This window comes from Bacillus sp. PS217, assembly GCF_037963535.1.
GTDB lineage: Bacteria > Bacillota > Bacilli > Bacillales > Bacillaceae > Bacillus > Bacillus subtilis.
In genome coordinates, this window is record NZ_CP150157.1 from 2,668,109 (window position 1) to 2,687,668 (window position 19,560).

Annotated in this window: 23 protein-coding genes; 5 read left to right on the forward strand and 18 right to left on the reverse strand. The window is 43.7% G+C overall.

Annotated elements, in window-relative coordinates:
• The 3 genes from NSQ83_RS13885 to NSQ83_RS13895 all read right to left on the reverse strand — a co-directional run bounded on the left by NSQ83_RS13885 (position 1) and on the right by NSQ83_RS13895 (position 2,346).
• Complete coding sequence (locus NSQ83_RS13885) at positions 1 to 924, reverse strand: O-acetylserine dependent cystathionine beta-synthase (RefSeq protein ID WP_204551346.1); 924 nt, start codon at positions 922 to 924, stop codon at positions 1 to 3.
• 64 nt (positions 925 to 988) lie between these two features.
• On the reverse strand, positions 989 to 1,684 hold the full coding sequence (gene mtnN / locus NSQ83_RS13890; protein ID WP_009967881.1) for a 5'-methylthioadenosine/S-adenosylhomocysteine nucleosidase: 696 nt from the start codon (positions 1,682 to 1,684) through the stop codon (positions 989 to 991).
• Positions 1,685 to 1,704: 20 nt separating this feature from the next.
• On the reverse strand, positions 1,705 to 2,346 hold the full coding sequence (locus NSQ83_RS13895) for a class I SAM-dependent methyltransferase (protein WP_003229807.1): 642 nt from the start codon (positions 2,344 to 2,346) through the stop codon (positions 1,705 to 1,707).
• A gap of 192 nt (positions 2,347 to 2,538) precedes the next feature.
• On the opposite strand from NSQ83_RS13895, the gene NSQ83_RS13900 reads away from it, so the two are divergent.
• Entirely contained in the window at positions 2,539 to 2,742 is a 204-nt protein-coding gene (locus tag NSQ83_RS13900; RefSeq protein WP_088326636.1) for a YrzA family protein, read from the forward strand.
• A 36-nt stretch (positions 2,743 to 2,778) separates the two neighbouring features.
• On the opposite strand, the gene NSQ83_RS13905 is transcribed toward NSQ83_RS13900, so the two are convergent.
• The 13 genes from NSQ83_RS13905 to NSQ83_RS13965 all read right to left on the reverse strand — a co-directional run bounded on the left by NSQ83_RS13905 (position 2,779) and on the right by NSQ83_RS13965 (position 16,061).
• Positions 2,779 to 3,480, reverse strand: a complete 702-nt coding sequence (locus tag NSQ83_RS13905) for a YrrS family protein (RefSeq protein ID WP_038429387.1) — start codon at positions 3,478 to 3,480, stop codon at positions 2,779 to 2,781.
• A 64-nt stretch (positions 3,481 to 3,544) separates the two neighbouring features.
• The gene (locus tag NSQ83_RS13910) at positions 3,545 to 5,299 is read right to left on the reverse strand and encodes a penicillin-binding protein 2 (protein WP_033882969.1); all 1,755 of its coding nucleotides are present in this window, start codon (positions 5,297 to 5,299) and stop codon (positions 3,545 to 3,547) included.
• Positions 5,300 to 5,352: 53 nt separating this feature from the next.
• Positions 5,353 to 5,826 carry a transcription elongation factor GreA gene (greA, locus tag NSQ83_RS13915; RefSeq protein WP_004399078.1) on the reverse strand — a complete coding sequence of 158 codons (474 nt, stop codon included), beginning with the start codon at positions 5,824 to 5,826 and terminating at the stop codon, positions 5,353 to 5,355.
• Between the two features lie 250 nt (positions 5,827 to 6,076).
• Positions 6,077 to 6,712: a uridine kinase gene (gene udk, locus NSQ83_RS13920; RefSeq protein ID WP_003225916.1), complete on the reverse strand. Its 636-nt coding sequence runs from the start codon at positions 6,710 to 6,712 to the stop codon at positions 6,077 to 6,079.
• 6 nt (positions 6,713 to 6,718) lie between these two features.
• Positions 6,719 to 7,987, reverse strand: coding sequence for a U32 family peptidase (locus tag NSQ83_RS13925; RefSeq protein ID WP_204551347.1), 1,269 nt, complete (start codon positions 7,985 to 7,987; stop codon positions 6,719 to 6,721).
• Positions 7,988 to 8,005: 18 nt separating this feature from the next.
• A complete protein-coding gene (locus NSQ83_RS13930; protein WP_015714428.1) occupies positions 8,006 to 8,935 on the reverse strand; it encodes a peptidase U32 family protein in 930 nt (309 codons plus the stop codon).
• A 5-nt stretch (positions 8,936 to 8,940) separates the two neighbouring features.
• A complete protein-coding gene (locus tag NSQ83_RS13935) occupies positions 8,941 to 9,594 on the reverse strand; it encodes an O-methyltransferase (protein ID WP_014480416.1) in 654 nt (217 codons plus the stop codon).
• A gap of 151 nt (positions 9,595 to 9,745) precedes the next feature.
• Positions 9,746 to 10,828, reverse strand: a complete 1,083-nt coding sequence (gene mltG, locus NSQ83_RS13940) for an endolytic transglycosylase MltG (protein WP_003229799.1) — start codon at positions 10,826 to 10,828, stop codon at positions 9,746 to 9,748.
• Between the two features lie 130 nt (positions 10,829 to 10,958).
• Entirely contained in the window at positions 10,959 to 11,240 is a 282-nt protein-coding gene (locus NSQ83_RS13945; protein ID WP_003246199.1) for a DUF1292 domain-containing protein, read from the reverse strand.
• Between the two features lie 17 nt (positions 11,241 to 11,257).
• On the reverse strand, positions 11,258 to 11,674 hold the full coding sequence (gene ruvX, locus NSQ83_RS13950) for a Holliday junction resolvase RuvX (RefSeq protein WP_003229795.1): 417 nt from the start codon (positions 11,672 to 11,674) through the stop codon (positions 11,258 to 11,260).
• Between the two features lie 7 nt (positions 11,675 to 11,681).
• The gene (locus tag NSQ83_RS13955) at positions 11,682 to 11,948 is read right to left on the reverse strand and encodes an IreB family regulatory phosphoprotein (protein WP_003225903.1); all 267 of its coding nucleotides are present in this window, start codon (positions 11,946 to 11,948) and stop codon (positions 11,682 to 11,684) included.
• Positions 11,949 to 12,032: 84 nt separating this feature from the next.
• Positions 12,033 to 14,669 (reverse strand): alanine--tRNA ligase, encoded by a 2,637-nt coding sequence (gene alaS / locus NSQ83_RS13960; RefSeq protein ID WP_198878599.1) that lies wholly within the window; start codon positions 14,667 to 14,669, stop codon positions 12,033 to 12,035.
• A 330-nt stretch (positions 14,670 to 14,999) separates the two neighbouring features.
• A complete protein-coding gene (locus NSQ83_RS13965) occupies positions 15,000 to 16,061 on the reverse strand; it encodes an AI-2E family transporter (protein ID WP_198878598.1) in 1,062 nt (353 codons plus the stop codon).
• A 156-nt stretch (positions 16,062 to 16,217) separates the two neighbouring features.
• Between NSQ83_RS13965 and NSQ83_RS13970 the strand changes: the two genes are divergently transcribed.
• The 4 genes from NSQ83_RS13970 to NSQ83_RS13985 are packed head-to-tail and all read left to right on the forward strand — an operon-like array spanning position 16,218 to position 19,173.
• A complete protein-coding gene (locus NSQ83_RS13970; RefSeq protein WP_032722248.1) occupies positions 16,218 to 16,946 on the forward strand; it encodes an amino acid ABC transporter ATP-binding protein in 729 nt (242 codons plus the stop codon).
• A gap of 21 nt (positions 16,947 to 16,967) precedes the next feature.
• Positions 16,968 to 17,789 carry a glutamine ABC transporter substrate-binding protein GlnH gene (gene glnH / locus NSQ83_RS13975; protein ID WP_032722249.1) on the forward strand — a complete coding sequence of 274 codons (822 nt, stop codon included), beginning with the start codon at positions 16,968 to 16,970 and terminating at the stop codon, positions 17,787 to 17,789.
• Positions 17,790 to 17,849: 60 nt separating this feature from the next.
• Entirely contained in the window at positions 17,850 to 18,500 is a 651-nt protein-coding gene (locus NSQ83_RS13980) for an amino acid ABC transporter permease (protein WP_198878597.1), read from the forward strand.
• 16 nt (positions 18,501 to 18,516) lie between these two features.
• Positions 18,517 to 19,173, forward strand: coding sequence for an amino acid ABC transporter permease (locus tag NSQ83_RS13985; RefSeq protein ID WP_198878596.1), 657 nt, complete (start codon positions 18,517 to 18,519; stop codon positions 19,171 to 19,173).
• Positions 19,174 to 19,207: 34 nt separating this feature from the next.
• Here the strand turns inward: NSQ83_RS13985 and NSQ83_RS13990 are convergent, their stop codons facing one another.
• On the reverse strand, positions 19,208 to 19,339 hold the full coding sequence (locus tag NSQ83_RS13990; RefSeq protein ID WP_003229780.1) for a YrzQ family protein: 132 nt from the start codon (positions 19,337 to 19,339) through the stop codon (positions 19,208 to 19,210).
• Positions 19,340 to 19,360: 21 nt separating this feature from the next.
• Positions 19,361 to 19,552: a hypothetical protein gene (locus NSQ83_RS13995; protein ID WP_003225893.1), complete on the reverse strand. Its 192-nt coding sequence runs from the start codon at positions 19,550 to 19,552 to the stop codon at positions 19,361 to 19,363.
• Positions 19,553 to 19,560 lie beyond the last annotated feature (8 nt).

Sequence of the window (19,560 nt, forward strand, 5' to 3'; positions counted from 1 at the left end):
TCAGATGCCTCCTTCGTATATTTGTTTGCTGATATATCGATCGCTGCTGTCAGGAAATACTGTGACAATGTTAGTTCCAGCGGATGCTTTTTTCGCTTCCTCCAATGCCGCATAAAGCGCTGCACCTGAAGAGCTTCCGATCAGCAGGCCTTCTTTTTCTGCCGCTTCTTTCACAAGACTAAACGCATTCTCATCTGTTACGGTGTAGATTTCGTCAAAATGGCTCTTATCCATATAATCGGGGATAAACTCCATGCCGATGCCCTCTGTTTTATGAGCGTGGGGCTCTCCTCCGTTTAAAATCGAGCCCTCCGGTTCAACAATCACCGTTTTGACTGCTGGATTTTTTTCTTTTAAGAAGGAAGCTGTCCCTGCGAATGTGCCCCCTGATCCTGCCCCTGCGACAAATGTATGAATATTCCCGTCAAGCGCTTCCCACATTTCAGGTCCAAGCGTCTTATAGTAAGTCGATGGATTTACTCGGTTTTTAAATTGCAAAACGCAATAAGAATTTTCAATTTCAGTCTCCAGCTGAATGGCTTTTTGAATGGCTCCCTGCATTCCGTCTTGACGCGGTGTATGAATGATTGATGCGCCAAGCGCTTGCATAATTTGCTGTTTCTCTCTGCTGAAATGTTCAGGGACACAGAAAATCGCTTTCAGCCCATATTTTCTGGCACTTAACGCAAGGCCGATCCCTGTATTGCCTGCCGTAGCTTCTATAATCACTCCGCCGGGTTTCACTTTGCCTGAATCGAGCGCGTCACGAATCAGCATATCTCCCAGTCTGTCTTTGATGCTTCCCCCTGGATTCATCATTTCAAGCTTGGCATACACCGCGACTCCTTCTGGAACATCAAAGTTCTTCAAGCGGAGAAGCGGTGTATTCCCAATCAGCTCGGTAATGTCCGTAATCACTGTCATATATGTCCTCCTCCTTAATAGAGGTTGTTTTTAGAGAAAAACGGAGGAGAACGTTCTCCCCGTTTTAATGAATTCGTTTGATCACCTTTAACACAAGCTCTGTTGAATGGACAGCCGCCTGCTCTAAAAATTGGTCAAATGAAACATGTGATTCTTTTCCTGCAATATCAGATAACGCTCTGATGACGACAAACGGCGTTTTAAATTGATGGCACACTTGAGCCACTGCCGCAGCCTCCATTTCAACCGCGTACAGATCAGAAAATCTCGCACGCACCTCTTCAACCCGCTTCGGATCGTTCATGAAAGAATCGCCTGTTGCAATCGTTCCTTTTGCAACCTGAATGCCGTCGAGTTCAGATACCGCTTCTTCAGTGATGCTGATCAGCTTTTCATCCGCCGCATAAGCAGCCGGAAGACCCGGCACTTGGCCGTATTCATAGTCAAAAGCCGTTACGTCTACATCATGGTGGCGAACGTCAGTGGAAATAACAACATCCCCTACATTCAATGTATGATGAAATCCGCCGGCTGAGCCTGTGTTAATGACATAATCAGGCTTGTAACGGTCAAGCAGAAGCGTCGTGCTGATCGCAGCATTTACTTTTCCAATTCCTGATTTTAAAAGAATCACTTCAGTTCCTTCATATTCGCCTGTTGTAAATTCACAGTGTGCGATCGTTTCTGTTTTTGCATTTTCAAGTTTGTTTCTTAAGATGGTAACTTCCTCTTCCATTGCTCCGATGACTGCTAGTCTCATCTATTCACATTCCCTTCACTTTACCGTTTGATCGCCTCCATTATCCACACGAAGTCGTTTTGCTGAGTGAATCGGACTGCAAAACCTTCAGCTGTAAACATTTCTTTCAACGCATCCAATGTAGGATAATGCTCTGTCTCTAAATCATTTGCAAGCTGATAAAAGCCTTGAGAACGGGCTTTATCGATAGCCTGTTGATACGCTTGCGCATTTTCAAAGACGGTATCGGCAAACACTATTTTATCATGCAAGTGAAGGTATTTGCCATATTGCTTTATGGCAGCCCGCTTTTCTTCGTCAGTCAAATGATGAAAAGCATATGAACTGACAATCGTATCAGCCTGAAATGGCGGCTCAGGGAATGTCAGGAAGTCTCCATCAACGATTTCCGTCCTGCCTGAGAGCTTGTCAGAAGCCAGTTTACGCATTGCTGGAGAAGGTTCGATTCCAAATACAGTTTTGCCTGCATCGAGCAGCTTAGCTGTCAAATTCCCGGTCCCCGGGCCAAATTCTAACACATGCGTTCCAGATTTTCTGACGATGGCATCAAGGATATGATCGTAGCCTCTGAACGCTTCTTTATACTGAATATCTAAACCTTGTACTGTTTGATCATAAGTTGCTGCCCAATCTTCAAAGAGAGGGATAAATTCACGGCCCATATTTGTCACACTCCATATTTAATAATTCCTATAAGTATACTATGGATTAATGATGGAACAGTTCCTATAATACCACATCTTCTGAAAAGCAGGTACTAAAACACTTTGTGTATTTTATGCCATCTCATATTGCGCATTGACCGCAAAAAAGCTTATACTTCATATGACTTGTGAAAGCTGGAGGGTCAAGACATGAATTTTCAATTAGATCTGATTAAAGACAAAGTGGAATTTTTTGAAGCGGCTTCATTGCAGGAGCTTGAAAAGAAAATCAATACACAAATTGAAAACAATAAAGCCATCATGCTTCGGGTGAAATCTGTTTCACACCAAATTGCTGTGGCAGAAGGAAGAATATTGTACAGCGCGGTGGTTCATTTCGCAGCTGAAGCCTAAAACAAAAGCAGCCGGTTGTAACCCGGCTGCTTTTGTTTATTTTAGCTTTTCTACTTTTGTCGGCTTCCAGCCTTTTTCATCGACCCATGTAATCGTGACTTGATATTTATTCCCAGTCGCCTTGTCCAAAATTTTGCCTTTGGCATCCTGAGGGCTGCCGTTATTTCCGAGCCAGAGCACCGTCATGTTATCTGTTGAGACACCAGTTGCGTACGAAATGGCTTTCAGCATCTCAGCCCAGTCTTGTGAGCTTGAATCATAAGTAGCGGCATGCTCGCCAGTCTGCTCAGTTCCGACTGCTTTCCAGTCAGGATTTTCATACGTTTTTTCCACATCGCTCGATGAGCCGCCTTCTGTTACTTTTGCATCTTTAAGCCCGTCACCGGCTGAATCTGAGCTTGAATCTGAATCAGAGTCATCTTTTTTAGAAGGAGAATCATCTTTTTTGGAATCAGAGTCAGAAGACTTCTCAGAATCCTTTTCACTGTCAGATGTATCTTTCTTGCTGTCTTTTATATCCTCATCCGATTTCTTTTCCGTCTTTCCTGAAGCCGGAGATTCCTGTTTTTGCGTCGTTTCAGAATCCTTGCTGACATCTTTGCTAGAAGGACTGTTAATGAAGAGATTCGCTGCTACTACGACAATTAGTATGGATACGATTGCGATTAAAATGTTAAGCACTAAATTGGCTTTTCTGCGTTTATCACGATTTTCATAACGAGATTGATTATTGCTCAATAATTCTGCACTCCTTTATCCCTCTTGGCTCAGCATATATTTTAACATGTGCTGAGAAGTTGTTCTATTTCTGATTGATTTCAATTTCGTGTACTTTTTTAACAATATCATAAAACACCGAATTTGTCAGAGCCTTATCTCCCGGTATATCCATGTGTAAAACAACCAGAGCGTATTTCGGCTTATCCGCGGGAAAATATCCGGCAAACCATTTTTCATAGAGCGTTTCCTTCTCTTTTGAAAGCTTGCCTGTCTGGGCTGTGCCCGACTTCCCTGCTACAGTATACGGAAGATCTTGAAACCTTCTGCCCGTTCCGGAAGGAGATTCTACTACCCGCCGCAGTATTTTTTGAAGCTGCTGTGACGTATATTTGTCTATCGTTTCCCCTTTGAGCTTCTGATCTTTAAACGTAACGAGCGTTGTGCCGTTCTTATACTCAATTTGTTCGGCAATTTTCACCTGCCGTTTTTCTCCGCCGCGGGCGATTGTCGCCATCATATTGGCTACCTCCAGCGGCGTTACCTTTACATTTTTCTGCCCGATTGCTGTTTGCGCAATGGCTTTTTTGACTGATTTGTCTTTTTCATCCCCCCAAATCACGCCGCTTTTTTCGTTATACAGCTGGCGGAAATCGGTTTCGTGGTACAGTTTTCCCTCCCAGCCTGCCCGATCAGTGAGAGCCAGCTTCTCGGACATATCTTCAATAACCGAGCTGTCTTTTTTCATTAATTGTTCTGCAAGACTCGTAAATGTGTAATTACAGCTTTGTGCAAAACTTTCATCAAAAGACAAGGTTCCTTTGTCGTCCCCCGGTTCCCCGTACAGGTTTAAATTGCAATTAAAGGTTTGACTAGGCTTCACCATATTATTTTCGATTGCAGCTGCGGCAATGACTGTTTTAAAAACTGATCCGGGATAGATTGGCGTCAGCATATAATTTTGAAGTGTGTTTTGTCGGGACACATCCGCATCTGGTTTGCTTACAATTCCCAGAACACTGCTATTTTCGATGTCCAGCAGCACAGCTCCTCCCTTTTTCAGCCCCTGTTCATCCAATACCTCCTCCATCGCTTTTTGAATGCTTTGATCGATCGTTGTTTTGACCTGGAGCGGATAAAATGTATTGGCTTCAGCTGTATATTTGACGTCCATGCCAAACAAAGGGTTTCCTTTTCCGTCCACATGATATAAAAGCTTTGTGTCTTGTTCCGGAAGCAAAAACTCGTCAAATGTCCGTTCTAAACCGGTTGTTCCGATTTCTGTTGTAATCGGAAGGCTCTCCTTGTCAGGATATTTCTTGCGAAGCAGCGCCGGATCTTGGTTCGTGCTCCCTATCGTATGTGAAGCAAGGCTGGGCTTGTCTTCATTCTCCATATATACGCCGTAAATGCCGGGATATTTCAAAGAATTAATTTTTGTGATAGATTGTTTTGAAAGTGTTTTGATTTTCTTTTGCTGCAAAATGACCGGTTTTTTTGCCTTACCTAGTGTCTGGCGCAAATCATCTTCAGACATGCCGAGGATGTCCGCAACTTTTTTGATCGGCCAATCCTGCGTCAGCAGAAAAGGGAACAAAACAACCGCAGGCTCGCTTTGTCCTGTCAGCGCCCGCCCGTTTCGATCTAAAAAAGAGCCTCTTCCATCTGAAATGAGCACTTCCTCCGTCCGCTGTTTCACACTTTCTTGAATCAAATTAATTTTCTTTTTAGAAAATGATTCTGTGAAAAACAGCTGGATTTCTGCAAGCCTCAGCAGAAGCAGAAAAAATACAATCAAAAAAACGATGACTGCCAGCTTCATTCGTTTCGATATCTTCATAAAAAAACACCTCACCCACATTGTGGACGAGGTGTTTCGCTGCTAAACAGATATTATGAAATTTTCACAATTTTCACGAGCATTTCTCCGCCCGGTGTTTGTACTGTGACTTCTTCATCTACTTTTTTGCCCAAGAGGCTTTTTGCGATCGGTGAATCGTTTGAGATTTTCCCTTCAAACGGGTCAGCTTCCGCGCTTCCGACGATCGTATATGATTCTTCATCACCGTCAGGCAGTTCGACGAAAGTGACGGTTTTACCCAAACCGACAACGTTAGAGCCGCCGTCATCTTCAATGATTTTCGCATTGCGAATCATATTTTCAAGAGTCGTCACGCGGCCCTCTACAAATGCCTGCTCTTCTTTCGCTGAATCGTATTCAGAGTTCTCGGAAAGGTCTCCGAAGCTTCTCGCAATTTTGATTCGCTCTACTACTTCTTTTCGTTTAACCGTTTTCAAATATTCTAATTCTTGTTCAAGTTTTTGTTTTCCTTCTGCAGTCATAGGAAAAACTTTCTCTTGTGCCATGTCCCTTCACTCCTTCTGGTTGTCCCTCAACATCTTCGATTATGTATGAGAGCATAAACTAAAAAATACAAGAATGAGAACACAGGGCAGTCCTCGTTCTTCTCTCCCATATAGGTACTGTTTATCTTAAACTGAATCGTGTCGTTCTGCAAATATTTCGCGTTTATAAACAGGGAAAGAAGGGAATTCGCACATTCCCTTCCTGCCTATACATAATATGGTCAGAGTTATTTATGTCTATGCTATGGTATTACAAAATCGCGTTTTGTTCAAGAATGGTTTGAATTTTTGTGACCATCAGATCAATTGCGACGTGATTCTGACCGCCTTCCGGGATAATAATATCAGCGTATCGTTTCGTCGGCTCGACGAATTGGTTATGCATCGGACGGACCACTGACACATATTGTTCAATGACAGAATCAATAGAGCGTCCGCGCTCATTAATATCTCTCATAATCCGTCTGATGATACGCAAGTCAGCGTCCGTATCAACATAAAGCTTGATATCCATCAGATCACGAAGCCTTTTGTCTTCAAGAACAAGAATGCCTTCAAGGATAATAACATCCTTTGGCTCTACGTGAACCGTTTCTTCTGAACGTGTGTGAAGCTTATAGTCATAAATCGGCTTTTCAATCGGGCGGTAATTCAATAGATCCTGAATATGCTCGATTAAATAGTCATTATCAAACGCAAGCGGATGATCATAGTTTGTGTTCAGCCTTTCTTCAAACGGAAGATGGCTTTGGTCTTTATAATAAAGGTCCTGCTGGATCATTAAAATTGAGTGTCCTTTAAACTGTTCATAAATGGACCGTGTGACACTCGTTTTTCCTGAACCGGAACCTCCTGCGATTCCAATGACTACTGGATTCTTACCCATGGGCTGTTACTTCCCCTTTCTCATCATGTTGCTCGGATAAATCTTTTTGTCTAGTTTGAATTTGACAATTTGCAGGGGATGGCGGGCAGCATCTAGCTCATTTCCGTCTTCGTCCCAAATGGTTTCAATCGTATGTGTAAAGTTTTCGATTTCTGGACCGAAAAATTCCACTTCGTCGCCTTTTTTGAAGAAATTGCGCTGCTGAAGCGTGACCATTTGTGTATCTTCATCATAATTCAGCACTAAGCCGACAAAATCATATGTCGTTTTCTTGGCGTGTTCGCCGAACATTTGCTCCTCATAACCTGGCGTTCCTTCAAAGAAAGCTGTCGCAGTGTCCCTGTTGGCGCACTTATCAAGCTCTTCAAGCCATTCTTTTTGAATCACAAAGTTCTCTGGATCAGCGCAATAAGCATCGATTACTTTGCGGTATACGCTGACAACAGTTGCTACATAGTGAATGGATTTCATGCGGCCTTCAATCTTTAAGCTGTCGATCCCCATTTCAATCATTTTTGGAATGGATTCAATCAGCTTCAAATCTTTCGGGCTCATCGCAAATGGTGCATCTTCTTCACCATACAAAGCAACGGCGTTGGCACCGTCTGTTTGATAGAGATCATAATCCCAGCGGCATGACTGGCAGCAGCCTCCGCGATTGGAATCCCGCGCTGTCATGTGATTGCTCAGCACGCAGCGGCCGGAATATGCAATACACATTGCGCCATGAATGAAGGATTCGATTTCGATATCTACCTTTTCTTTCATTTCTCTGATTTCAAGAGCGCTAGTTTCACGTGCCAGCACGACGCGGTCGAGACCTTCTTCCTTCCAGAACTGGACAGCCTTCCAGTTTGAAAGAGACTGCTGTGTGCTCAAGTGAACCTCAACATTCGGCGCCACTCTGCGGCATGTTTCAATAATAAGCGGATCTGCCACAATAATACCGGCAACGTTGGCGTCTCCAAGCGCTTTTAAATAGTCTTCAAGCCCGTCCATGTTTTCATTATGGGCGAAAATATTCGTTGTTACGTAGATCTTCGCGCCATATTTCCTTGCGAATTCAACGCCTTCTGCAATTTCTTCGATCGTAAAGTTATCGGCATTCGAGCGAAGCCCGTATTCCTGTCCCCCGATAAAGACCGCGTCCGCTCCGTAATGAACAGCGATTTTCAGCTTTTCAAGATTACCCGCAGGTGCGAGAAGCTCCGGCTTTTTCGTAATCACACGCTTTCCATTAACGATTGTGGATATTTTATCATTTACGGCAGTCATAGCTTAACCTCCTTTTGATTAATAAACCGTTTCCTTGAAGAAGAATCCGGTATCAATTTTTCTGTTTACTGGCTGGATGCTTTCAATGCGTTCGATCCAGTCTTCTTTTTTCGCTTCGTATTCGTCACGGTTTTCCACGCACAAATCAATTGCTTCTCTGTACATTTTGGTGACTTCTATTAGGTATTCAGGCGTTTTCAAAACACCATCGATTTTGAAAGAATCAATTCCGGCATCTATCAATTCCTCGAGCTCATCAATGATGCACACATCGTTCGGGCTCATGATGTGAGTGCCGTTTTCATCTTCGAAAATCGGATATTTATTATCACGTTCTTTATCGTGTAAAAACATGCCTGATTCTTTTTTCTTTCTTTCAATGTCCATGACTTTGCCCTGATATTCAAAATAGTTTCCAATCAAAGAACGCTTCGATTGGAACATGCACGTCATTCCATGCACCTGGATTTCAATTTCGACTTCAGCATTTTCTTTAATCTCAACAATGCTGTCCATGTTTAATTCTCTGGCAAGCACAGAACGCGCCGCACCCTTGCGTCCCCAGTAGTTGCATGTATAATAGTTGGTACCTGTCGTTTCTGTGCTCCAATGAAGCTTCAGATCAGGCGCAGATTCACGGGCAGCCATCAGCACGGCAGGATCGCCGAATACCGCTGCATCGACACCGGCTTCTGCTAAGAAAGCCAGATATTCGCCAAGCTCACCCACTTTATCATTATGGAAAATTGCATTTACAGCAACGTATACTTTTGCCCCTTCTTTGTGAGCAATCTCTACGGCTTTTGTTACATCTTCACGAGAAAATTCTCCGGCTAATCTCAAGCCGTATCTCTGTTCCCCAACTAAAAACGCAGTTGCCCCAGCCTGTATAAGCGGCAAAATGTCCGCTGTACTCGTCGGAGTCACTAAGAGCTCTGGTTTTTTCATGACGTTCACCTCTTCTTTTTACTAATCGCAAGTCCGTCCCCGACAGGAATAATCGCAGTTTGATAATCCGGATGATTCATCAGCCAATGATTATATTCATCAATTTTTGCTACAAGCCTGCGCCTTCTCTTCGGTTCTATTTTGCTGTAATCCTCTGCCACCAGACCTTTAAACAGCACGTTGTCTGTTATAATCACCCCGTCCGGTGAAAGCATCGGTTCATATAAATGAAAAAAGTTTTGATACTGACCTTTTGCAGCGTCAATAAAAATGACATCGTAAGGCGCGGTTACATGAACGGCGTCGGCTAATTCAAGCGCATCTCCGTAAAAAACATGAATCCGGTCATCAAGCTGAAATTCCTTGATATTGTTTACCGCTTCTTCATGCCGTTTCTCATTGCGTTCAATTGTATATATTTCAGCAGACGGCAGCTCCAGAGCCATTCGAATGGCTGAATAACCAATGGCCGTTCCGATTTCTAGTATTTTTTTCGGCTGTTTCACAGACAAAATTTGAAGCAGCACCTCCATGCCCGCTTTTTCCATAATCGGGACATGATGTTCTTCTGCATATGCTTCAAGCTTCTTCACGTTATCCGGCCGAGGCTTTAATAATGCTTCTATATAGTCATTTATTTGTTCATACCGGTCAGTCACTACAAACAGCCTCCCGTTCTAAAAAGGAGTGCCCCAGTCTTATGCGCAGGACACTCTCTGAATACATCATGATACATCGGTAAACAACCCGATATATTTTATCATAAAACCTTGCGGAAAGCGAACAAAAGGAGAGCTTTTTGCTCTCCTTTTATTTCTCATTTTTTGAGGAAATGTATTTTTCTTTTGCTTTATTATGCTCTTTTAGCGTTTTTGTAAATACGACCTCACCATTTGATTTGGCCAAGAAATACAGATAGTCCGTTTTATCCGGATGCAGCGCCGCTTCCCATGACGACATGCCGGCATTGGCAATCGGCCCTGGCGTCAGCCCTGTGTTTTTATACGTATTGTATGGTGAATCGATTTCCAGATCCTTATAAAGAACCCGATCTTTATGCTTGCCTGCCGCGTACAGGACGGTCGGATCTGTTTGGAGCGGCATTTTCTTTTTCAGGCGGTTATAAAAGACGCTCGCAATTTTATGGCGGTCGGCTTTTTCAGTCGCTTCTTCTTCTATCAAAGAAGCCATTGTCAGCAGCTTATGCACAGAAACTTTGTTTTTCTTCATTTCTGATTTATATGTTTCCACATAAGAATTTGTCTGCTTAATCATTGCCTTGATAATGTCTTCAAGTGATGTGTCCGGATCGTTAAAAGGGTATGTAGCCGGGAATAGGTACCCTTCAAGCGGGTGCTTAATGTTTTTATTGAAAACATCATTTGTCACAGTGTCCGGGAATTCTTTCTTCAGCTGATTGATAAATGTTTCATCGTCCAGCTTCGCTATGACTTGTTTTTTAGAGTATTTTGTTTCATCAGCAATAGCAGCCGCGATTTGGGTCAGCTGTGCTCCCTCAGTCACTGTGATTTGAAAAGCGTAACCTGTAGCCCCGCTTGTCAGCTTCTGAATAATGGCATCTAAATCCATACCTTTATTCAGATGGTAGAATCCGGCCTGAAACCCGGAAGCACCTTTATATTTCACATAGTACTGAAACGCCTTCTCGCTTTTTATGACATCATTTTTCTTTAATATCGATGCGATGGCTGAAACAGACGAACCGCTCGGAATGTTAATATTAACTGTCGTTTTACTGTCTTTTTCAACAGGTTCAAGCAATGATTTCCCATATAAAAATGCCCCGCCAATGATGAGAAACAGCACAACAATGGAAGACAGTATAATTCTTTTTTTATTAAAAAACGATTTTTTTTGCTGATTGATATACATTAGGTCTCCTCCCATCAGCTCTTATACTACATGATTCATTGTATTTCGGCAATTTATTACAAAAAGAGGCCTGCATAAAGCAGAAAAAAGCCGGAGCAGTATAGCTCCGGCTTTGATTTTGCGCGATGTTTTACTCTTCGTCTTCGTCCGCTAAGAATGTGTTTAGTGTTTCTTCGATCATATCCCATTCTTCGTCAGTTTCAATCGGGAATAGCTCACCGTTTTCACCGTCTTCGTTTGGCGTGAAGCTGGAAGCAAGAATTTCTACTTCTTCGTCATCTTTTGATTCGATTGGATAGTACAAGACATAAGACTTGCCAAACTCTTCGTTTTCAAATGTAAACAGCACTTCACAAAGCTGTTCATTTCCTTGATCGTCAACAATTGTAATATTTTTTTCGCCGTGTTCCATTTTCTTCACCTCTGGCTTTAATTTAAGCTGTCAAGATATCCTTGTAAAATCATAACAGCCGCCATTTTATCAATGACTTTTTTTCGTTTTTGCCTGCTGACGTCAGCTGCAATCAGCATTTTTTCAGCCGCCATTGTGGTAAGACGCTCGTCCCACAGCACAACAGGAACATTGTACGTTGTTTCAAGCACTTTCGCAAATGTTTGGCTGGCTTCGCCTCTCGGGCCGACTGTTCCGTTCATGTTCTTAGGAAAGCCGAGCACGATTTTATCTATAGTATAGTCCTTTATCAGTTCAGATAAACGGGATAAACCATAATCGCCTTCTGCTTCATTTATCTTTATGGTCTCAATGCCTTGAGCAGTCCAGCCCATTTCATCGCTCAGAGCTACACCGAGTGTTTTGGTTCCTAAATCGAGTCCTAATATTCTCATTCTTTATTTACGCCTCTTTATGCTGTTCTAAATAAGACTTTACCAATTCCTCGATTAATTCGTCTCTTTCAAGTTTGCGAATTAAATTGCGAGCGTCACGATGCCTAGGAATATAAGCGGGATCACCTGACAGCAAGTATCCGACAATCTGGTTGATTGGATTGTAGCCCTTTTCCTGAAGCGCGTCATACACTGTAATCAGCACCTCATTTACGTTAGTCTCAGCAGAATCATCGGAGAAATTAAATTTCATCGTTTTATCAAACGAGCTCACCGTTTTGCACCTCTTTCCCAAATTCGCAGGCAAAGTTCAGCCTGGGGTCCTAATCTTACCATCATTCTACACTACATGGGCGAATTATAAAACGGATTTCACCCAATCTTCTACAGAAGCCAAAGCTTCTTCTAATTTTTCCGGCTGTTTGCCGCCTGCCTGCGCCATGTCCGGACGGCCTCCGCCGCCTCCGCCGCAAACTTCCGCAGCTTGTTTAACCAGCTTGCCGGCGTGAAGTCCTTTCTCAATGAGGTCCTTTGTGACTCCGGCAGAGATATTAACTTTATCGTTTTGTACCGCACCAAGCACGATCACCGCAGAGCCAAGCTTTGCTTTGAGTTCATCGACCATAGTGCGGAGATGATTCATGTCTTTTGCATTTACTTTTGCCGCAAGCACGTTTACGCCGTCAACTTCTTTTACTTTCGACAGGATTGCTCCTGCTTCCACGTTGCCTAGTTTTGCAAGAAGAGATTCATTTTCTCTTTGTGCTTCCTTCAGTTCAGCCTGCAGAGCCGCGACCCGTTTCGGCACTTCTTTGATATTTGTTTTCAGCTCGTCAGCGGTCTGCTTCAATACAGAAATCTGGCTGTTCATTTCGACGTAAGCGCCTTGTCCCGTTACAGCTTCAATCCGTCTTGTGCCTGCTCCGATTCCGGATTCAGAAACGATTTTAAACAAGCCGATTTCTGCTGTATTTCTGACATGGCAGCCGCCGCACAGCTCTATGCTGTAATTTCCAACTTGAACGACACGGACAATATCGCCATATTTTTCGCCGAACAGTGCCATCGCACCCATTTCTTTTGCTTCAGCGATCGGTTTCAAATCAATGCTGACCGGGATGCTCGCCCAGATCTTTTCGTTTACGATTCTTTCAATTTGTTCGAGCTCTTCTTTTGTCACTTGGCCAAAGTGCGAGAAGTCAAAACGAAGACGGTTTTCCGTTACAAGAGAGCCCGCCTGATTGACATGAGTTCCAAGAACATCTTTTAGAGCCTGATGCAATAAATGCGTTGCCGTGTGGTTTTTAATGACGCCGCTTCTCATATGGTCTTCAACTTCAGCCGTAACATGCAGGCCTTTTTGAACAGTACCGCTCTCCACAACACCTTCATGCACATGCTGGCCGTTCGGCGCTTTTTGAACATCTTTAATTCTTACAACTGCCTGCTCGTTTCGGAGATAGCCTTTATCGCCGATTTGGCCGCCGCTTTCTGCATAGAACGGTGTTTCATCAAGAATGATTTGAACGCTTTCTCCTTCATGAGCCTCTTCGATTAATTGGCCGTCCCGAAGAAGCACAATGATATTGGCATCAGCTTTGGTTTGAGAATAGCCGACAAATGTGCTTTCATCTGTCACGTCGCGCAGTGCGCCGCCCTGCACCTGCATGCTGCCTACATCCTGGCGGGCGTTTCTTGCCCGTTCACGCTGCTGGTTCATTTCCTCCTCAAAGCCCTCATGGTCAACCGTCATGTTCTCGTCTTCTGCGTATTCTTCAGTCAATTCAACCGGGAATCCATACGTATCATACAGTTTAAACACATCAGCACCTGAGATAACGCTGCTGCCCTTGTCTTTTTCTTTTTTGATCATTTCTGACAGGATCGCAAGCCCTTCATTAAGGGTCTCATGGAAGCGTTCTTCCTCGGTTTTAATGACTTTTGCGATGAAATCCGCTTTCTCTTTCACTTCAGGATAGAAATCAGCCATGATTTCTGCGACAACCGGCACTAAATCAAACATGAACGGACGATGGATGTTGATCGTTTTGGCATAACGCACGGCACGGCGTAATAAGCGTCTTAATACATAGCCGCGGCCTTCATTTGACGGCAGCGCACCGTCACTGACAGCAAAGGCAACCGTTCTGATATGGTCAGCAATCACTTTAAACGCAGTGTCTTTCACATTGTCTTTGCCATATGTTTCACCAGAAATCGATTCTGTTGCTTTAATGATCGGAACAAACAAATCGGTGTCAAAGTTTGTCGGAACATTCTGGATGACAGATACCATTCTTTCAAGACCCATGCCTGTATCAATGTTTTTCTTTGGAAGCGGTGTGTACGTGCCGTCAGGGTTATGGTTGAACTCTGAAAACACAAGGTTCCATACTTCCAGGTAACGGTCGTTTTCCCCGCCTGGGTAAAGCTCCGGATCTTCTGGATCATTACCGTATGCTTCACCGCGGTCGTAAAAGATTTCCGTATTCGGTCCGCTCGGCCCTTCACCGATATCCCAGAAGTTCCCTTCCAGACGGATAATTCTTTCTTCAGGAATACCGATTTTTTTCGCCCAAAACTCATATGCCTCTTCATCTTCAGGATGAACCGTAACAGAGAGAAGCTCTTTGTCGAAGCCAATCCACTTGTCGCTCGTTAAAAACTCCCAAGCCCATGTAATGGCTTCTTCTTTGAAATAATCGCCGATGGAAAAGTTTCCGAGCATTTCAAAGAAAGTGTGATGGCGCGCAGTTTTACCTACATTTTCTATATCGTTTGTTCTGATCGCTTTTTGAGCGTTTACGATTCTTGGATTTTCCGGCACGACACGGCCGTCAAAATATTTTTTCAGCGTCGCAACACCGCTGTTGATCCAAAGCAGTGAAGGATCCTCATGAGGCACTAATGACGCGCTTGGCTCTACCGCATGTCCTTTTTCTTTAAAGAAATCCAAAAACATTTGACGCACTTCCGCAGAAGTTAAGTGTTTCATTGTATTTCCTCCTCTATAAAAATCGAAATTCTCTTCAGTGACAGCAAAAAAGCCCTCCCCCTATGCAAACCAACGTTTACACAGGGACGAGAGCTGTCTCGCGGTACCACCCTGATTACGGGCATTCATGCGCCCGTCACCTTTAACCCTGTAACGCAGGATAAGCGGCAGTGATTAACTGCACTCAGGATTAGCTTCCTCCGATCTTCTGATAAAGCTCCTTTCAGCTTATGGAGCTTCTCTCTTTAACAGGGCTTCGGCGTACTCAGATCCGTCACTCGAGATTCGTATGTATTCTACGAGAAATTATAGACAAGCGGCACGCCGATGTCAATGCTCCGTCCTCATCCGCAAATAATGGATCATCATTACTTTTAAAACAGCCGTCGCAGGAACAGCCAGAATCATCCCGACGATTCCCGCAAGCTCCCCTCCGGCAAGGAGTGCAAGCATGATAACGACCGGATGCATTTTAAGGCTTCTGCCGACAATGAACGGACTGAGGATATTTCCTTCCATAAACTGCAGAATAAACACCGTAATCACCACAACAAGAACAGCCTTGACTGAGATCGTCATCGCAATTAACAACGCAGGAACAGCTCCGATGAAAGGGCCAAAATAAGGGATGACATTCGTTACTCCAGAGATAAGGCCAAGTATCAGCGGATACGGAAGCCCAAATACCCAGAACGAAATGCCTGCAATCACGCCAAGAATCAAGCAGACCAAAAGCTGGCCGCGGATATAATCGCCAAGCGAATCATCCACATCCCGCAAAAAGGCGCTGCCCCGCTTTCTCCACGACTTCGGAGTCAAGTACCATACTGTCTTTTTCATTAACTCAATGTCCTTCACCATATAAAACACGAGAAAAGGGATTGTTGCAGCAATTAAGAAGTAATCAAGCACATTGCGGATCCCGCTGATCGCACCCTCGATCGTTCCCGCAAAAAACGCCTCCGTCTGGCGGATCATTTTATCTATACGGTGATGCATACCATCAGGCCAGTCATCCGTATGGTTATGCACATGAAGAAGAAGCCCGTTATACGTTTCGGCAAACATGGGTATATTTTCTGACAAATCCGTCAGCTGCACGATTAAAACAGGCACCCCTTTATACAACGCCCAGCCAATCCCGCCAAAAAAAAGAACATAAATGACCAAGATGCTCAAAGTCCTAGGCAATCCTTTGCCATGCAGCCATTCTGTGACCGGAAGCAATAAATAAGATATAAAAATAGAAATGATCAAGGGAATAAAGATCGTTTTTATGACGAGCCAAAAGGGTGACCATAACATATCAAGCATAAAAAAGACATAGACTGTTAACAGAACCAGCAAACAAATAGCCACCCACAACAAAAGCTGCACCGGTTTTTGGAGCATCTGCTTTCACCTCACCTATATCTTTTGAGGTTTACACGGAATTATTCTTTATGTTTCTTTAGTCAGTCAGAAGTCATGGACATTTTTTCACTTTTAATTTTCAGAAAAGTTTGATCATTTACTTTTTTGGTCAAATTTTCTGATAGGAGGATTGCGATGATCACATTTCAAAATGTAAACAAGCATTACGGAGATTTTCACGTGTTAAAACAAATTAATCTTCAAATCGAAAAAGGTGAAGTCGTTGTTATCATCGGCCCATCCGGTTCCGGTAAAAGCACATTGCTCAGATGCATCAACAGACTTGAGTCGATCAATGAGGGAGTGCTTACAGTAAACGGCACCGCCATTAACGACAGAAAAACTGATATCAATCAAGTGCGGCAAAATATCGGGATGGTGTTTCAGCACTTTCATTTATATCCGCATAAAACAGTGCTGCAGAACATCATGCTGGCTCCGGTAAAAGTGCTTAGACAATCATCTGAACAAGCAAAGGAAACGGCGCGGTACTATCTTGAAAAAGTCGGCATCCCAGACAAGGCTGACGCCTATCCTTCCCAGCTTTCCGGCGGGCAGCAGCAGCGTGTTGCCATCGCAAGAGGACTGGCGATGAAGCCGGAGGTCATGCTGTTTGACGAGCCGACATCAGCACTTGATCCTGAAATGATCGGTGAGGTGCTAGATGTCATGAAAACACTCGCCAAAGAAGGCATGACAATGGTTGTCGTGACACACGAAATGGGGTTTGCCAAAGAAGTTGCCGACCGGATTGTCTTCATTGACGAAGGAAAGATTTTAGAAGAAGCAGTGCCGGCTGAGTTTTACGCGAACCCGAAGGAAGAACGGGCCCGTTTATTCTTAAGCCGTATTTTAAATCATTAAACCAGAAATGGGGGAGCTTGTATGAAAAAGATTTTTTCTTTAGCATTGATTTCTTTATTCGCTGTCATCTTGCTTGCCGCTTGCGGCAGCAAGGGATCAAACGGAGAAGCCTCAAAGGAGAGCAAAAAAGATACGCTAGCCGCCATTAAAGACAATGACAAAATTGTCTTCGGCGTAAAAACGGACACTCGACTGTTCGGTCTTAAAAATCCAAGCTCAGGTGAGATTGAGGGTTTTGATATTGATATTGCCAAACAAATTGCTAAAGACATTTTAGGTGATGAGAAAAAAGCTGAATTTAAAGAGGTCACCTCAAAAACAAGGATTCCTATGCTGCAAAACGGGGATATCGACGCCATTGTCGCCACAATGACGATCACTGAAGAACGAAAAAAGGAAGTTGATTTTTCTGATGTCTATTTCGAGGCCGGGCAATCGCTTCTCGTGAAAAAAGGCAGCAAAATCAAGAGTGTCGAGAATCTTGGCAAAGGCTCAAAAGTTCTTGCAGTAAAAGGCTCCACCTCCTCTCAAAACATTCGTGAAAAGGCGCCTGAAGCATCTGTTTTAGAATTTGAAAACTACGCAGAAGCCTTTACAGCCCTTAAATCGGGGCAAGGCGATGCCCTCACCACAGATAATGCGATTTTATATGGAATGGCTGATGAAAATAAAAATTATCAATTAACAGGAAAGCCTTTTACAGATGAGCCTTACGGGATCGCCGTGAAAAAAGGGCAATCTGCTCTCGCGAAAGAAATCAACGCTTCACTTAAAAAGATGAAGTCGGATGGCAGATACGATGAAATTTATAAAAAATGGATTAAAGAAGACCCAGCTGAATAACAACCATCCCGGGATGAGCAGGTGATGCTCATCCCAATTTGATAAGGAGTGAATAGGCAGATGAATGTGTCAATTCTTTTCGATAACTTCAGCATGTATATGGACGGTTTTTACCATACCTTGCTCGCAAGTGTTATCGCGCTGGCCGGCAGTTTTGTCCTCGGCGTTGCTGTAGCGGTTATGAGAATAACAGTCTTTAAGCCGCTGCAATGGTTCGGGACCGCATATGTAGAATTCATCCGCAACATCCCTCTTCTTTTAATTACCTTTGTTTTCTATTTCGGACTTCCAAACGCAGGCCTGAGGCTTGACGGTTTTCAAGCGGGAACGGTTGCTCTCACCATTTATACCTCTGCGTTTATCGCTGAAGCCATCAGAGCAGGCATCCAGTCTGTTTCAAAAGGGCAGATGGAAGCGGCACGCTCGTCAGGCTTTACCTACAGCCAAGCCATGCTCCATATCATTTTGCCGCAGGCAATCAAAATCGTCATTCCGCCTTTAGGCAATCAATTTTTAAACTTAGTCAAAAACTCTTCGATTCTTGGGGTTGTGGCCGGATTGGATCTTATGTACCAAGCCGATTTAGTTTCGTCGAGCACACTCGTTGTATTTGATGTTTATATTTTTGTGGCGCTTTTTTACTTAGTGCTGACGATTCCGCTTAGCATCGGTGTTAACTATCTGGAAAAACGGCTGGAAAAAAGCTATTGATAAGGAGTGTGTTACATTGGATTTCATCGGTGCTTATTCACAGGAGCATTTAGCGTTTTTATGGGATGGCTTTCTCGTCACCTTGTACGTTGCTTTCATCTCCATCATTCTGAGCTTTTTCTTCGGTTTAATCGCAGGCACCCTGCGTTATGCGAAAGTTCCCGTTCTTTCTCAATTGATTGCAGTTCTCGTTGAAACGATCAGAAACCTCCCCTTGCTGTTAATTATTTTCTTTACGTTTTTTGCCCTTCCGGAAATTGGGATTAAGCTTGAAATTACAGCTGCTGCAATTACAGCACTAACGATTTTTGAATCCGCTATGCTATCTGAAATTATCCGAAGCGGACTGAAATCAATTGACAAAGGACAAATTGAAGCGGCGCGCTCCTCCGGGCTGAGCTATACACAGACCCTGTTCTTTATTGTTATGCCGCAAGCGCTTCGCCGCATGGTTCCGCCCATCGTAAGCCAGTTTATTTCTTTATTAAAAGATACATCGCTCGCTGTTGTGATCGCCCTGCCTGAACTGATTCACAACGCGCAAATTATTAACGGCCAAAGCGCAGACGGCAGTTATTTTTTCCCGATCTTTTTACTTGCGGTCCTTATGTATTTCGCAGTCAACTACAGCCTTTCACTCGCAGCAAGACGCCTCGAGGTCCGGCAAACATAGAAAAGGATACTCTTTGGAGAGTATCCTTTTTGCATTAAAACATTTTCGTAATTCTTCTTCTCATCCGCTTCATGCTTCGATTATTCAGCATGTCAGATTGAGTCGCCATTCGGTACACGAGAGCTCCGGCTCCCATTGCCAAAAGAGAAGTCATCGTCCGATTCATCCTGCGCATCTCCTTTCATGATTAAAAATTGATGCTGCGTTCATCCTCAGAAAACAAATCATCCAAGCTGCTTAACGTTCCGTCTTCTTCCACCTGATGAGTTGCAATCTTCCCTTTCGCCACTGTCAGTTCAATAAAACAGCCCCAGCAATAATATTGGTTCACGCCGATTTTGCCGATATCCTTACTTTTGCAATTCGGGCATATAAGCATACCTCACA

Excerpts from the sequence above, each read along its gene's own strand:
- NSQ83_RS13990 (WP_003229780.1), bottom strand. The coding sequence starts at position 19,339 with ATGAATCGGACGATGACTTCTCTTTTGGCAATGGGAGCCGGAGCTCTC.
- NSQ83_RS13885 (WP_204551346.1), bottom strand. The coding sequence starts at position 924 with ATGACAGTGATTACGGACATTACCGAGCTGATTGGGAATACACCGCTT.
- NSQ83_RS13895 (WP_003229807.1), bottom strand. The coding sequence starts at position 2,346 with ATGGGCCGTGAATTTATCCCTCTCTTTGAAGATTGGGCAGCAACTTAT.
- NSQ83_RS13925 (WP_204551347.1), bottom strand. The coding sequence starts at position 7,987 with ATGACTGCCGTAAATGATAAAATATCCACAATCGTTAATGGAAAGCGT.
- NSQ83_RS13900 (WP_088326636.1), top strand. The coding sequence starts at position 2,539 with ATGAATTTTCAATTAGATCTGATTAAAGACAAAGTGGAATTTTTTGAA.
- ruvX (WP_003229795.1), bottom strand. The coding sequence starts at position 11,674 with ATGAGAATATTAGGACTCGATTTAGGAACCAAAACACTCGGTGTAGCT.
- NSQ83_RS13945 (WP_003246199.1), bottom strand. The coding sequence starts at position 11,240 with ATGGAACACGGCGAAAAAAATATTACAATTGTTGACGATCAAGGAAAT.
- greA (WP_004399078.1), bottom strand. The coding sequence starts at position 5,826 with ATGGCACAAGAGAAAGTTTTTCCTATGACTGCAGAAGGAAAACAAAAA.
- NSQ83_RS13965 (WP_198878598.1), bottom strand. The coding sequence starts at position 16,061 with ATGCTCCAAAAACCGGTGCAGCTTTTGTTGTGGGTGGCTATTTGTTTG.
- NSQ83_RS13930 (WP_015714428.1), bottom strand. The coding sequence starts at position 8,935 with ATGAAAAAACCAGAGCTCTTAGTGACTCCGACGAGTACAGCGGACATT.
- NSQ83_RS13970 (WP_032722248.1), top strand. The coding sequence starts at position 16,218 with ATGATCACATTTCAAAATGTAAACAAGCATTACGGAGATTTTCACGTG.
- alaS (WP_198878599.1), bottom strand. The coding sequence starts at position 14,669 with ATGAAACACTTAACTTCTGCGGAAGTGCGTCAAATGTTTTTGGATTTC.
- mltG (WP_003229799.1), bottom strand. The coding sequence starts at position 10,828 with ATGTATATCAATCAGCAAAAAAAATCGTTTTTTAATAAAAAAAGAATT.
- mtnN (WP_009967881.1), bottom strand. The coding sequence starts at position 1,684 with ATGAGACTAGCAGTCATCGGAGCAATGGAAGAGGAAGTTACCATCTTA.
- udk (WP_003225916.1), bottom strand. The coding sequence starts at position 6,712 with ATGGGTAAGAATCCAGTAGTCATTGGAATCGCAGGAGGTTCCGGTTCA.
- glnH (WP_032722249.1), top strand. The coding sequence starts at position 16,968 with ATGAAAAAGATTTTTTCTTTAGCATTGATTTCTTTATTCGCTGTCATC.
- NSQ83_RS13980 (WP_198878597.1), top strand. The coding sequence starts at position 17,850 with ATGAATGTGTCAATTCTTTTCGATAACTTCAGCATGTATATGGACGGT.
- NSQ83_RS13995 (WP_003225893.1), bottom strand. The coding sequence starts at position 19,552 with ATGCTTATATGCCCGAATTGCAAAAGTAAGGATATCGGCAAAATCGGC.
- NSQ83_RS13910 (WP_033882969.1), bottom strand. The coding sequence starts at position 5,299 with ATGAAGATATCGAAACGAATGAAGCTGGCAGTCATCGTTTTTTTGATT.